Consider the following 14,952-nt stretch of genomic DNA (forward strand, 5'->3'; position numbering starts at 1 on the left):
GGTTAGGCCAATGGTCATGATCCGGGGAAATCGGCTTTACGTTTTTCCAAAAATGCTGATGTACCTTCTTTAAAATCGTCGGTTCCAAAGCAATGGCCAAAAGCATCGATCTCCACAGAATAGCCATCGGCGTCATACTTAAAACCAGCATTTACGGCTTTTATTGCGTGTTTTATGGCAACTGAGGAATTATTCGATATCCTGCTTGCTATTTTTGTACAAAAGGGCAACAGTTCTTCCGAAGAAACCACATGGTTCACTAATCCGTAACCAAAGGCCTTGTCCGAATCTATCATTCCGGCCGTCATAATCATTTCCATGGCCCTCCCTTTTCCTATCAATTGCGGCAATCGTTGCGTTCCGCCGTAGCCTGGGATCAAACCTAAGGAAACCTCGGGCAAACCCATTCGTGCATTGCTACTGGCCACTCTAAAATGGCATGCCATGGCCAATTCCAATCCGCCGCCCAGGGCAAAGCCGTTAATGGCCGCTATTACGGGAGTGGATAGATTTTCCACAAAATCGAACAGCGTACGCTGGCCTGTAGCTGCAAGTTGACGCCCTTCCTTAACCGAAAACTCGGCGAACTCCGAAATATCGGCACCTGCCACAAAGGCCTTTTCCCCACTTCCGGTTATTATGATCGCCTTTATATCCTTGTCTTCTTCCAATTCTTTGAACGCAACATGTAACTCCTCTATGGTCCTTTTGTTGAGCGCGTTCAATTTTTTTGGCCTGTTTATGGTAATTGTGGCCAAATTGTTTTCTTCTTCAATGTAAATGTTCTCGAAGTCCATGTTTGCTATAAATTTGAAATGGTCTATTAATTTTTCCGTTCTGTACTTTGCTCTTTTGGGAACCTTACACAAAAAACTGTCCCCTTGCCTACTTGAGAAGTAAAGGTAATGGTTCCGCCATAGTTTTCCACAATGTTCTTTACCATTCCCAGGCCCAAACCTGTTCCGCTTGACTTTGTAGTGAACTTTGGTTCATAGATCTTGTGCTTAAATTCTTCCGATATACCTATGCCGTTGTCCGCTACCGAAATTTTTACTTCGGGACCATCAGTTGCAACGGTCACTAATATTCGTGGGGAGTCTACCCCGGGTACTGCCTGTATGGCATTTTTCACCAAATTGGTAATTACCCTGATCAGCTGTGTTCTATCCAGTTTGGCAACGATTTCCTCTTCGTCCGCTATAAAATGAATATAATCCTCGTTAAAGATCTCCAAGGCCAGCTTCACAACTTTTACCACGTTCAAGGTTTCGTTCTGTTGGGCCGGCATATCTGCAAAACTGGAGAATGCCGTGGCGATATTGCTCATGGTATCTATCTGCTGGATCAACGTTTTGGAAAACTCTTTCAGTTTTTCGTGGATGTCTGGGTCGTTGGGGTCAAATTTGCGTTCAAAACTCTGTACGGTAAGGCGCAAGGGTGTTAATGGGTTTTTTATCTCGTGCGCTACCTGTTTGGCCATTTCCCGCCATGCCTGTTCCCGCTCGCTCCGAGCCAATTTTACGGCGCTTTCCTCAAGCTCATCGATCATTCGGTTGTACGAATCCACCAATTTTTCTATTTCTTCGCCCGGACGATCTAAATAGATTTTTTCATTTTCCTGGGTAAGATTGGTCCGGTTCATTTTATCGGATATCGCCTGCAAGGACCGTGTAATGTATTTTGATATGAAATAGGCAAGAATTATGGCCGCAATCAACATTAACACATATACCATTCCCAACCTGAAAAGAAATTCCTTCAATTCCATATTATTGAAGGTGTTATCCTCAAAATAAGGTAAGTGCAAAATACCAATGGGCTTAAATTTTAGGTCGTGGATGTAGGTGTAGGTGGATTGATAGTTATCCCCTGCAGCTCTTTTTTCCTCAACAAACCGTGTTTCTCCACTTCCTCTTAAAAAGTTGAGTATCTCGGCATCCAAGCACGTTGCAAATGTGTTCGAATCAAAACTGGGCCTTGAGTTTTTGACCAGATTGCCTTCCAGATCGTATATATTGAAATTTACGTTTTGAATATTGGCTATCTTGTAAATGTCCTCACTAAAAATAAGATGAAGATTTTCGGTAGTAACCGGGTAGGTGGTCTCTTTTAAGGTGTAATTGATACTTTTGATCAATTGCTCCTCCTTACGTTCCAATCTTTCGTTATGGTAATCGTCCCCTTGTTCCTTATATTGGTAAACCGTAACCCCGGCTATAAGTACAGAGGCAACCACTACCAAGGTGATCATGGCAAAGAAAATACGTGATCGTAAGGATAGTTTTCTAAACAAGCTCGCTTGATTTAATGATAAATTTACGCAATTATCGAGCCAAGTCGAGATATATCCACGGCAGTTTTACGTTTAGGCATTGGGGTTTCTTTCCCGCACTTTCTTGTACCATCGTATTCCCAACATCAACAATATCATCAATAAAAACATGCCCACAATACCGTAAATCCAATTGAAGGCGCTTTTTAAGACTACCAAAAAAACGACCGCAAAAAGAATAAGGGTCGCCACTTCGTTCCAGATTCGCATAAACTTTGAGGTGTACTTTACTTCATCGTGTTGCAACTGTTTAAATATTTGATGACACTTAAAATGATACCCAAAAAGCAAGGCCACAAAGGCAAGTTTTACATGCATCCAAGGTTGTTGTAGCCATGCCGGCATTAAAATTAAGAGCCAAATGGCCGTAAGCGTGCAAATAATTGCAGAGGGCCATGTGATGATGTACCACAACCTTTTGGTCATTAATTTTAACTGTTCGGATAAAATTTCTTTATCCGGTGACGGTTTTTGCCAAGCCTCAATATGATAAATAAAAAGCCTTGGAATATAAAAAAGCCCGGCAAACCAAGTTACCACAAATATGAGGTGCAACGATTTTATATAAGGATACAGCAATAGATCTACGTTTTAATTTTACAGTTGAATGGCACCAATGCCATTCTCCCAAAGTTTGGTGTTAAAATTAGGGATTTCTGTTTGTATTAAAGTTTCTGCCCGTTGTTTTAATCCGATCCATTGGGCATCCAACTCTGCTTTTCTATCTTTTGATGGTTGATTGATCTGTGGCAGTTCACTGTTGCTTTGGTTCATCACAAAAAGATACTCCGCAGTAAACTTGTTGGGAAAATTCTCCACATCGTCATACGCTTGGGATTTACGTTGCACCATATCCTGGTCCCAAAATTTTAGTTTATCCGACAAGTCTTGCCCTTCTTGTTTTAACCCTTCATTGTCCATATCCTTGATCAGTGCTCCCAATTGATCTTGTACTTTTTTTAGCTGGTTCACTCTATTGTGCATCTCGGTTACCTTGGCCTCAAAATCGTTCATGATCGCATCGTATTCCGCAAAACGTTCCTTGCTTATGTTTGTTTCTGGTGTTGGGATTACCGTTCCTTGCACGGTAACCACTTCATCTCCTGCCTTAAGTTTGATGGTGTACTCCCCCGGAGGCACTTTATGGCCGGTAAAATTGGCTTCGATATAAACGCCCGGAACACCCGGAACTATTGGCGTTTTTAAATCCCACACAAAACGGTTCAAGCCTTTATCGGTCCCCAGAACCGGAGCAGGCGGGGCACCCCCACCATTATGGGGAATATAACCAGGGTCTTTTTTTGATGTAAAACTCCGTACCACTTTCCCTTGTGTGTTCGTAATTTCCATAGTTACTTCGGATGAATCCATTTGTTTTGGGAGATGGTAATAGATTACCATTCCATTAGCTGGGTTTACCCCCTCAAAAGGGTTGGTACCGCTCAAACTTTTAGAATTACTGTTCATTGCACTGCCCCAAGAGCCAAAAATGGCCTCTTCTGGTTGGTAAAGCCCCAGACTTTGTGGACTACCATTGTATTGCGACAGGGTAGTAATATTATCCAAGATCCAAAAGCTTCTGCCCGATGTGGCCACGATCAAGTCCCCTCGGTGCACTTTTAAATCGGTGATGGGTGTCTTGGGTAGATTCAATTGCAAGGGCTCCCACATTTTACCATCGTTCCAAGAAACATACAATCCTTTTTCGGTGCCGGCATATAATAGTCCTTTTTGTTCCAAATCCTCACGGACCACTCGGGTAAATGCGCCATATGGTATGCCATTGCTGATGTTTGTCCAGTTTTTTCCGTAATCGGTGCTTTTGTACAGGGCGGGGGTGTAATCGTTGAACTTGTAGCGGGTCGTGGCAATATAAATAGTACCAGGATTGTGTGGGGATACTTCGATGGCGTTGACCAAACATTCCTTTAACCCCTTTGGGGTTATATTTTGCCAAGTCTCTCCGCCATTTTTGGTAATATGTACCAAACCGTCATCACTTCCTGTAATTAAAACGCCCTTTTCATGTGGCGATTCAATAATATAGGCCAAGGTTCCATAGTTTTCAGCGCCTACTGCTTCGTTGGTGTATGGACCTCCTCCTTTTCCTTGGAGTGCATCTTGGTCTCTGGTAAGGTCTGGTGAAATTTCTTCCCAAGTTACTCCATTATCCCGTGTTCTCAGTACCAATTGTGCTCCATGATAAAATGTTCCCGGCTCGTGTTTAGACCATATGATCGGTGCATTCCAATTGTACAAGTATTTCATGTCGCGGGCATCCCTGCCCAAGTATTGAATTGGGGCCGCCATAACCTTGCTGGACATTTTGGTTTCCATGTCCAACAACTCTATTGTGCCTAAATAACTTCCTCCCATCACATACCTCGGATCGTCGGGATCAAAGGCCAAAAATGCACTTTCGCCTCCTGCGGAATAATGCCAATCTTCTTGGTTGATGCTCCATCTGCCCAACGAAAGACTTGCAATTTTCACCGAGGTATTGTCCTGCTGTCCTCCATAAATGTTGTAGGGGAATAGGTTGTCCGTATTGATTCGATAGAATTGAGCCGTGGGCATATTGTCCAATGTGGACCAATCCTTTCCGTAGTTAAAGGTTATGGCCGCACCTCCATCGTTGGCCATCACCATATTTTTGGAATTATCGGGGTTGAACCACAGATCATGGGTGTCGCCATGGGGCACAGAGATAGTCTCCCAAGTTTTCCCACCATCTTCGGAACGTAGCATAGGTGCACTTAACACATATACGGTATTTTCGTTGTTGGGATCGGCAAAGACCTCAATATAGTACCAGGCGCGTTGCACCAATCTGTTATCACCGCTCACCATATGCCAGCTCTCCCCTGCATTGTTCGATACAAACAAACCGCCTTTGTCTTGATTGGAATCGCTCTCGATCAAAGCATATACCTTTTCAGAATTTGCAGGACTTACGCTAATGGCCATTTTGCCTTTTTCTTCTGGCAGGCCTTTGGTCATCTCTTGCCAAGTATTTCCTCCATCGGTGCTTTTGTAGAGACCACTGCCCGGTCCACCGCTAATTACGATATTGGGTTTACGCTGGTGTTCCCACATAGCCGCATACAGAATCATTGGGTTGTTTGCGTCCATTGAAAGTTCGGCAGCTCCCGTACCTTCGTTTACATAAAGGATTTTCTCCCATGTTTTTCCGCCATCCATAGAACGGTAAACCCCTCTTTCGGGGTTCGGCGCATATAATGCTCCTTGTGCGGCAACATATACAATTTCAGGGTTTGTTGGATGAATTATTATCCGTGAAATATGTTGAGTTTTTTCCAGGCCGAGCTTTACCCATGTTTTTCCAGCATCGTTGGACCTATATACACCGTCTCCATAAGATGTCATTACACCTCGTGGAGCATGTTCTCCCATCCCACAGTACACAATATTGGGATTGGATCGGGAAACCGAAACTGCTCCCACGGAGCCCATTTCAAAATAACCATCGGAAATGTTTTCCCATTTGCCGCCGGCATTACTGGTTTTCCACAATCCTCCACCAGTAGTTCCCATATAATAGGTAAGTGGGTCTCCAACTACACCGCTAGCGGTAACAGACCGACCACCACGAAATGGGCCGATGTTCCTAAATTTCATGGGTTCAAAATAATCGTTGGCGGTCTGGGCGAATGCTAGCGTCCCAAAAACCCTGCATAACAGAAAAAGAAGTCCTTTTTTCATGGTAAATGCTGGTTTGTTTAAGAAGTATGGTAGTCTAAAAAAAGAAAAGCCCCTATGTTTTACGTAGGGGCTTTGGTGTATTATTCCTCAATGCTCAAATAATCCAATTTGAGTTGATTGAATTCATTATTGAATGCTCCAATTTCTTGGTCCACAAGTTTATCAAAAGCCTCCAACTGCTTTGTAATTTGTGCAGACAGTTCATTTTTTACAGCGATATCCTGATCTGTTGGAGGAAAATCGTCGATTGAAACCAAACTGTTCAAATGTGCCAGTTTGTTGGTAAGCTTTATCGGGAAGTTCAATGGATCTTGATTACTTCTGTTTTTGGTCTGATACAGTTCTTTTTCAATGGCACCAAATTCCTCCTTCATCTTTTTGGCTTTTTCCACCAATGCTTTGGTAGCTTCATCATCCTTATATTTTTTGATGAACTCGTCCAACTTTTCGTTGATGGCCCTTATTTTTTTAATGGATTGATGTGCTCTATCCACAGTTTGGTTTACTTCTGTGATAAAATCGTACTGCTTTTGCATATCGGCCACCGAAACTTCTGCCCTAGGGTCTGGAAGAATGGTAAATTCCTCCGTTTGCCCGTTGCCGTTCACATTTAAACTTACCTTATAAGTTCCGGGAACAGCTTTGGGACCGCTTAAGTTGGCCCACCAAAGAATCATGCCCTTTAATCTTTCGGCTCCTTTTCCCCGGGTATTCCACACAAAGGTATTCCCTCCTTTTTTTGCTTCTAGTTTTTTACCTCTTTCTTTGGAGAATGTGCTGTATGTGGCCAAGGTGTCTCCGTTCATTTTGGTATAGGTCAACGAAACGCTGTCCTTTTCGGAGAAATCCTTCAGATAAAAATGGGTAATTACGCCATTGGCAAGGTTTTCTCCTTCGGTTTTTGATGGTCTTCTGGCCTTTCTTCCCTTGGTTCTATAACTATCTCTTGGCTTGTACAAGATAGAGCTTGCAGACTTCTTGGTATTGTCCAATTGATGCAAAACGGTAAGGTCGTCTATCACCCACACACTTCTACCTTGGGTGGCTACGATTAAGTTATCGTCCTTAATGGTTAAATCGGTAACGGGAACAATGGGCAAGTTCAACTGGAACTTTTCCCAGTTTTGACCATCGTTAAAGGAAATATACATCCCTGTTTCGGTTCCGGCATACAACAACCCTTTTCTTTTCGGGTCTTCCCTAACCACTCGGGTAAAGTGCTCATCATCTATTCCATTGGTAATCTTGGTCCAGGTTTTTCCATAATCGGTGGTCTTGTACAGATAGGGGGTAAAGTCGCCCAGTTTGTATCGAGTAGCAGCAACGTAACACGTACCTTCATCAAAAGCAGAAGGTTCTATGCTATTGATCATGTTCCACTCCGGCATATTGGGCGGTGTCACATTTTCCCAGGTCTGTCCTCCATTTTTGGTAACGTGAATCAGTCCATCATCACTACCTACCCAAATCAATCCCTCGGTCAATGGGCTTTCGTTAGCAGCAAAAATTGTACAATAATACTCCACACCTGTATTGTCCTGGGTAATGGGGCCACCACTGGAAACCAATTTATCGGGATCATTACGGGTAAGATCATCGCTCAACACTTCCCAACTTTGACCTTCGTTGGTGCTCATATGCACATGGTTGGAGAAAGTGTATAGTTTTTTTGGATCATGCTTGCTGAACATTATTGGAAAGTTCCACTGAAAGCGATATTTCATCCCTTCCGCTCCATAGCCCATAGGGTTATCTGGCCACACATTTACCGCCCTTGCTGTTTTATTGGCGTGGTTCACTCGGGTTAAAAAACCTCCGTAACTTCCTCCATAAACAATATCATTATTGGTTGGATCCACTGCAATATGAGCGGATTCGCCACCTGCGGTAGATTCCCAATCGTCTTCGCCGATGGACCCATCGTCACTTCTATAATTTACCCTCAAGGTGGAATTATCTTGCTGTGCTACATAAATACGGTATGGGAAAGCGTTATCTGTGGTAACCCTATAAAATTGAGCTGTTGGCTGGTTGTGGTATGTGCTCCAAGTTTCACCACCATCATAACTTATCTGGGCACCACCATCATCGGCAATAATCATTCTATTTGAATCCTCTGGGGCTATCCAAAGATCGTGATGGTCACCGTGGGGTGCATTCGAAGATTCAAATGTTTTACCACCATCGGTACTTTTATGATAATTTACATTCAATACATACACTACATCCTCGTTGTTGGTATCTGCATATACCCTAGTGTAATACCATGCCCGTTGTCTTAAACTTCTATCGCTATTAACCAACGCCCATGTTTTTCCGCCATCTTCGGAACGGTACAATCCTCCTTTATCTTTATTCTCAACAATGGACCATACCCTATTACTGTTCTTAGGGGAAACCGTAACACCAATAATACCCAAAGTATCTGATGGAAATCCTTCGTTTTTGGAAATTTCGGTCCAAGTTTCTCCACTATCGGTACTTTTCCAAAGACCAGACCCTTCTCCACCGCTGCTCAAGCTATATGGGGTACGCTGTACCCGCCAAGTAGAAGCATAAAGTATTCTTGGATTGTTTGGGTCGATTATTAGATCTACGGCTCCTGCCATATCGTTCGCGTAGAGCACTTTTTTCCAAGATTGACCACCATCTGTACTTTTGTAAACACCTCTTTCGGTGGTTGGTTTGTATAAATTGCCCATTACGGCCGCGTAAACTATATTGTGGTCTGTAGGGTGAATCCTGATACGTGAAACATGCCGACTTTTATCCAAGCCCAACGATTTCCATGTTTTACCTGCATCCTCGGTTTTCCATATTCCGTATCCTGAAGAAACATTGCCCCGTACAGTTTTTTCTCCACCTCCAACATAAATCACGTTTCGGTCACTTTGTGCTACGGAAACGGCACCGATACTTCCGCCAAAATACCCGTCGGATATATTTTCCCATGAGCGACCCCCATCCGTAGTTCTCCATACACCTCCTCCGGTAGCGCCAAAATAAAATAGGTTGGGCTCTCCGGGTACACCGGTTACCGTTGCGGAGCGACCTCCTCTAAATGGGCCGATCAATCGGTAATCTAAACTTGAGTACAATTCTTCGGGGTATTCCGGTGCGCTTTGTTTTTTATTTCTGCGCTGGGAATGCATTGGTGTAACAAATAATGATACGGTAAGCAAAAGCAAACCGATTTTGAAAAAGCAAATCTTCATTTTTAAAGTGTTGAGTTAGTCTGCTTTAAATGTAGTGAAAAACCCGCAAAAAAATTACACTTTATTTTGTACTTTAACCATCCTTACAAAAAACAAAACCATATTTATTTCTTAGTGTTTCCGTTCACTTTTTTTAAAGGGAAATTGTTTTTACCGAAAAATGAATGGATGCGTAAGGGTTAAAATAACCAGAATCAACCATGAACAAAAGAGAGTTTATTAAAAAGAGCAGTGTTGGGGCCTTGGGCATTATGCTGGCTCCTTCCTTTTTGGAAAAAGGGTTTGCCAAAGAAAAGCTAAGAACTGCACATATTGGTGTGGGTAATATGGGTATGGAAGACCTTAAAGCTATTTCTTCGCATGCCGCTGTAGAAGTAGTTGCCCTTTGCGATGTGGATGCCATTTATCTGTCCACTGCACATAAAATGCATCCGGAGGCCCGTGTTTTTTTTGATTATCGTGTGATGTTGGAAGAAATGGGGGATGAAATCGATGCGGTAATCGTATCGACCCCGGACCATACTCATGCACCGGCTTCGTTATTGGCCATGGAAATGGATAAGGCGGTATATTGCCAAAAACCATTGACCCACTACGTGTCCGAATCCAGGGAGATGAAAAAAGTAGCGGAAGAAAAAGGCTTGATCACGCAAATGGGCATTCAGGTGCATTCCTTTTACGATTACAAACTCGCCACACTTTTGATTCAGTCCGGTATTATTGGTAAAGTGCATACGGTACATGCATGGTCGCCAAAAAATTGGGGGTATGATGGACCATTGCCCCAAGGCCAAGACCCAATTCCGGATCAATTGGACTGGAATCTATGGTTGGGAACTTCCACCAAACGACCCTATAAAAAGGATCTGTACCACCCCGGCAATTGGAGAAAATTAATGGATTATGGTTGTGGAACCTTAGGAGATATGGGAGTACATATTTTTGATACGCCTTACAACGCGCTCCAATTGGATGTTCCCAGAACCATTAAAACGGAATGCCGTCCGAGCAATGGATTTGGGTTTCCAGAAAACAATACCGTTACCTATGAATTTCCCGGCACTAGATATACGGGTAAATCCCTAAAATGGATATGGTACGATGGTCCAGGTGCTCCCACAATGCACGAAGACCTTTTATTGCCCGGCATGGAAATGAAAAAGAATACCGCATCCGTTACTAAAAGCGCAAAAGATAATATTTCTTTGGATGCCGGAGTGGCGGGTGAAAATGAATTACCAGAACAAGGAGCCATGTTTGTAGGTGAAAAAGGACGGTTATTGCTGCCCCATTTTATGCAATTGCCCAAAAAAATCAGAAAAGGGAAATACGTGGATATTTCAAGGGAAATTACCAAAGTTTCGAAAGAACACAACTTAGGTGAGCCCATCCGAAATTATAATACTGAAGGCCCAAAGCATTATCATCAGTTTGTAGATGCTTGTTTGGGCAAAGACAATACAACCGCTCCTTTTGACTATGCTGCCCGATTGACCGAGACTATTCTCTTGGGAACCATTGCAGGCCGTTTCCCTAGCGAAACTTTGCATTGGAATGCCGAGACCGCCCAGTTTCAGGAAGAAAAAGCAAACAAATATCTGTCCGGGGATTACCGGAATTTTTAATCATAAAAAATTATATATGTCATCCTCCCAGGAATATTGGCTCAGCGGCCCAATAGAAAATGTACCGTCACTTTTACAGCCCGCTGCCCACGCTTTGTTGCAATCAGTCAGGGAAACAAAGAACTATTTGTTGGATTTTCCAGAAGAAAAACTCTGGGACACACCGTTCGGCAGGGCTTCTGTAGGATTTCATCTCCGTCATCTTACCGGGGTATTGGACCGATTGCTCACGTATGCAAAACAGGAGACACTCACGGATGAGCAATTCCAATTTTTAAAAAACGAAGGTAATGGGGAAAAAGCACCTTCGTCGCAACAATTGATCACCGAATTTGAGCAAAAGGTCAACGAAGCTCTGGACTACTTTAAAACCATTCCCGAGTCTACACTAACAGATGAAAGGTTTGTGGGGCGAAAAAAATTGCCGACCACCGTTATCGGTTTAATCTTTCATTCGGCCGAGCACAGTCAAAGGCATGTGGGACAGTTATTGGTAACGGTTAGTGCGCTAAAAGCGTGATTTATTGCCGATTGTAACATTCTTACATCATTTTACACTAATCTAACGGAGACTTTCTCCTTTTTTTGATAAATTAATCATCTAAATAAAACACTACCATGGATATTTTTGGAAAGATCAAAGAAAAACTCAGCAATGAGTTTATTGATATTGTTGAATGGCTCGATTATACCGATGACACCATAGCATATCGATTTGAACGCTATCAAAACGAGATAAAGAATGGCGCAAAGCTTATTGTCCGGGAAGGACAAACGGCAGTTTTTATCAACGAGGGCCAACTGGCGGATGTTTTTGAACCGGGCACTTACGACCTTACAACTCAAAACCTACCTATTTTAGCTACCCTAAAAGGTTGGAAATATGGGTTCAACTCTCCATTTAAAGCAGAGGTTTACTTTGTAAACACCCACTTATTTACCGATGAAAAATGGGGTACAAAAAGCCCAATTACATTAAGTGATGATCGCTTTGGATTGGTGGAAATCCGTGCTTTTGGGACCTATGCCTTCAAAATTTCCGATGCAGGCAAATTTATCAAGGACATTGTAGGAACCGACAGTAATTTTACCAATTACGAAATCAACGAACACTTAAAAAGTCTGATTGCTACAGGGTTCACGAATACCGTTGGCCAAGCCAATTTGCCCATTGAACTATATGCTGCCAACACTACGGAACTTTCTGATACTTGCCGCGAGGTGATGTCTCCCGAGTTTGAGAGTGTGGGTATTTCCTTGGAGAAATTCTACATTGAAAACGTATCCATGCCCGAAGATCTTAAAAAGGAAATCTTCGAGTACAGCCGTATCGACAAACTTGACCTGGACAAATTGACCAAGTTCAAGACAGCCAAGGCTATCGAGGCCGCTGCCCAAAACGAGGGCGGAACCGCTGGAGCAGGAATGGGCATGGGCATGGGATTTGTTTTGGCCCAACAAATGGGCGGTATGATGGGCGGAAATATGCAAGCTGCCCCACAACAAGCTGCACAGCAAACTGCTGGAGCTGTTCCGCCTCCAATGCCAACGCAGACCATGTACTATTATGCCACCAACGGAGTACAACACGGACCGGTTACATTTGAACAGATGCAATCCCTTTTTGCCTCAAGAACCATTAACCGTGATAGTTTGGTTTGGAAACAAGGCATGTCGGCTTGGGCATCTCTTAAAGAAGTGGAAGAATTAAAATCGTTTTTGGGAGGAAATACCCCGCCGCCATTACCAACAGAGTAATCTTTTTATTGTCATTTCGAAATGAGTTGCAAAACAACGATTGAGAAGGTTCATCACTAGAAACACTCTAGGGGTCTCTCACTTTTGTTCGAAATACTAATTTATCTCAATTGATAAAGATGTCCGCCTCGGCGGAAAAGCAAGCATGGAAGAACCAACGATCCAAAAGACCGAACTCAAAAAAGCCTGTGTCAATTGTGGCGCAGAGCTTAAATACAAGCCCGGTACTACCCAGATAAGCTGCGAATATTGCGGACATTTGGAGACCATTGCCCTGGATGAAAACGGGTTCGAGGAATTGGAGCTGTATCCTTTTCTTGAAGAAATGGGTGCACAAAAGCACAGTGAGGAAATTTCTATGCTCCATTGTAAAAACTGTGGCGCGGATCAGCACGTAGAGGAAAACTACAAATCCCTGCATTGTGTGTATTGCGGTCAACCCTTGGTTATTGAAGATACCTACAAAGAAGAATGGATTCTTCCTGGTGCCGTACTCCCGTTTCAAATAGATAAGAAAAAGTCTTTTGGGATATTCAAAAATTGGGTTAAGCGCTTATGGTTTGCCCCAAACAACTTAAAAAAAGCAGCGCTCGACCCCCAATTTACCAAAGGTCTGTACTTGCCCTACTGGACCTTTGATGCGCAACTGTTCGCCACCTACACCGGCCAACGAGGCGAATATTATTACGAGACCAAAAGAGTACGCAATTCCAAAGGAAAAATGGTGACCCAAAGGGTACGGAAAACTAGATGGTACCCTGCATCTGGACAAGTTTCAGGATTTGTGGACGATACCTTGATCAAGGCATCCCACCAAAAAACAGGCCGGATTCCAAACAAAATTGCATCTTGGGACTTAAAAAAACTACAACCTTTTGATAGTGGTTTCCTGTCTGGGTTCGTGACAGAAAAATACACGATTCCCCTTAAAGATGGGCACCTGCGTTCCAAAGAAATAGCCAGGGATATTGCGGATACTTGGTGCCGAAGGGATATTGGCGGGGATACCCAACGCGTACATTCCATGAACATGAGTTTGTCCGAAGAAACCTTTAAACATATTCTATTGCCTGTTTATGTCAGTGCTTACCGATTCAATGGAAAGGAATATAATTTCTTTATAAATGGGGAGAATGGGCGAATATCTGGATCAAGACCCTACAGTTTTTGGAAAATATTCTTTGCTGTTGTAGCTGTACTTGCCTTTATTGGTGTAATTGTACTTGTTTCAAAAAAATAATGCGGACATGAAAAAACTGCTTTTGCTCTTACTTTTAATCGGCAGTATTGCCTGCGCTCAAGATGGAAAAATTATCTCAAAAGAAGCTTTGGTTGTTTCGGATTCAATAAGAACCCGTTTAGCGGAAAGTGTCCCGGAGTTGGATGCAATTCAGTTCTCTAAAATCACATATCTGTCCGATGGCCTTAAGGTAACCGGATATATTGCCGAGCCCAAAAAAGAAGGAAAATATCCCTGTATAATCTCCAATCGGGGCGGCAACAGGGAATTTGGTGAATGGAATCCATTGAGCGTTGCGTTTTTTATGGGCAAAATGGCAAGTTGGGGATATGTTGTGGTCGCCAGTCAATATAGAGGAAATGATGGTGGTGAAGGAATTGAGCAGTTTGGCGGCGATGATATTAACGATGTTTTAAATTTAATGCCCGTTTTGGAACAATTGCCAAAGGCGGACACTGCCCGAATAGGTATTGAGGGTGGTAGCCGGGGAGGCATGATGACTTATTTGGCCATGAAAGAATCGTGCAGGTTTAAAGCGGCCGCAGCGATCGCTGGAATGGCAGATGCTCATTTAAGTATAAAAAACAGACCCGAAATGGAAAAGCATGTATTTTCGGAGTTGGCACCAAATTATTGGGCGGACAAGGAAAACCAACTTAACATAAGATCTGCTGTACTATGGGCCGACAAAATGTGCAAAACAACCCCTCTGTTAGTTATGCACGGTAGTGCCGATTGGCGTGTTTCTGCGGAGGAATCATTGAGCTTGGTAAGCCAATTGTACAAGTATAAACACCCTACAAGGTTCATTTTGTTCGAAGGAGCAGACCATGGCATTCGAGAGTACCGAGAAGATATGTTCCATGCCATGAAAAATCACTTTGATCGCTATGTCAGGGACGAAAGCCCGCTTCCCAATATGGAGCCACACGGAAGATAACCTTAGTCCAAAAACACCAAACAAACAGGGTTTGGGTGGCTGGTCTCATTTAAAAAAGCAAAAACAATTGTAATGTAATCTGCACATATTTTGTAAGTTAGTGTTCCTCTTCACACTAA

General features: G+C 43.1%; 10 protein-coding genes. 5 read left to right on the forward strand and 5 right to left on the reverse strand.

Translation table 11 applies throughout. The features are described from left to right. Positions 1–14 precede the first annotated feature (14 nt). The 5 genes from MJO53_RS07560 to MJO53_RS07580 form a co-directional block, all read right to left on the reverse strand. Positions 15–797: an enoyl-CoA hydratase/isomerase family protein gene (locus MJO53_RS07560; RefSeq protein ID WP_224835871.1), complete on the reverse strand. Its 783-nt coding sequence runs from the start codon at positions 795–797 to the stop codon at positions 15–17. Between the two features lie 26 nt (positions 798–823). Beyond that, positions 824–2,251, reverse strand: coding sequence for a sensor histidine kinase (locus MJO53_RS07565; protein WP_224836434.1), 1,428 nt, complete (start codon positions 2,249–2,251; stop codon positions 824–826). A gap of 114 nt (positions 2,252–2,365) precedes the next feature. After that, a complete protein-coding gene (locus MJO53_RS07570; protein ID WP_252081078.1) occupies positions 2,366–2,911 on the reverse strand; it encodes a CopD family protein in 546 nt (181 codons plus the stop codon). A gap of 18 nt (positions 2,912–2,929) precedes the next feature. Next, positions 2,930–6,055 carry a VPS10 domain-containing protein gene (locus MJO53_RS07575; RefSeq protein ID WP_252081079.1) on the reverse strand — a complete coding sequence of 1,042 codons (3,126 nt, stop codon included), beginning with the start codon at positions 6,053–6,055 and terminating at the stop codon, positions 2,930–2,932. 80 nt (positions 6,056–6,135) lie between these two features. Next, complete coding sequence (locus MJO53_RS07580) at positions 6,136–9,270, reverse strand: VPS10 domain-containing protein (protein ID WP_252081080.1); 3,135 nt, start codon at positions 9,268–9,270, stop codon at positions 6,136–6,138. 200 nt (positions 9,271–9,470) lie between these two features. Between MJO53_RS07580 and MJO53_RS07585 the strand changes: the two genes are divergently transcribed. The 5 genes from MJO53_RS07585 to MJO53_RS07605 all read left to right on the forward strand — a co-directional run bounded on the left by MJO53_RS07585 (position 9,471) and on the right by MJO53_RS07605 (position 14,833). Further along, entirely contained in the window at positions 9,471–10,895 is a 1,425-nt protein-coding gene (locus MJO53_RS07585; RefSeq protein WP_252081081.1) for a Gfo/Idh/MocA family protein, read from the forward strand. Between the two features lie 16 nt (positions 10,896–10,911). After that, entirely contained in the window at positions 10,912–11,415 is a 504-nt protein-coding gene (locus MJO53_RS07590; RefSeq protein ID WP_252081082.1) for a DinB family protein, read from the forward strand. A gap of 98 nt (positions 11,416–11,513) precedes the next feature. After that, positions 11,514–12,653, forward strand: coding sequence for an SPFH domain-containing protein (locus tag MJO53_RS07595; protein WP_252081083.1), 1,140 nt, complete (start codon positions 11,514–11,516; stop codon positions 12,651–12,653). A gap of 145 nt (positions 12,654–12,798) precedes the next feature. Next, on the forward strand, positions 12,799–13,893 hold the full coding sequence (locus MJO53_RS07600) for a DNA helicase PriA (protein ID WP_252081084.1): 1,095 nt from the start codon (positions 12,799–12,801) through the stop codon (positions 13,891–13,893). A gap of 7 nt (positions 13,894–13,900) precedes the next feature. Continuing rightward, positions 13,901–14,833 (forward strand): alpha/beta hydrolase family protein, encoded by a 933-nt coding sequence (locus MJO53_RS07605; RefSeq protein ID WP_252081085.1) that lies wholly within the window; start codon positions 13,901–13,903, stop codon positions 14,831–14,833. Positions 14,834–14,952 lie beyond the last annotated feature (119 nt).

Origin of the sequence: Flagellimonas marinaquae (assembly GCF_023716465.1) — a bacterium.
GTDB lineage: Bacteria > Bacteroidota > Bacteroidia > Flavobacteriales > Flavobacteriaceae > Flagellimonas > Flagellimonas alginolytica.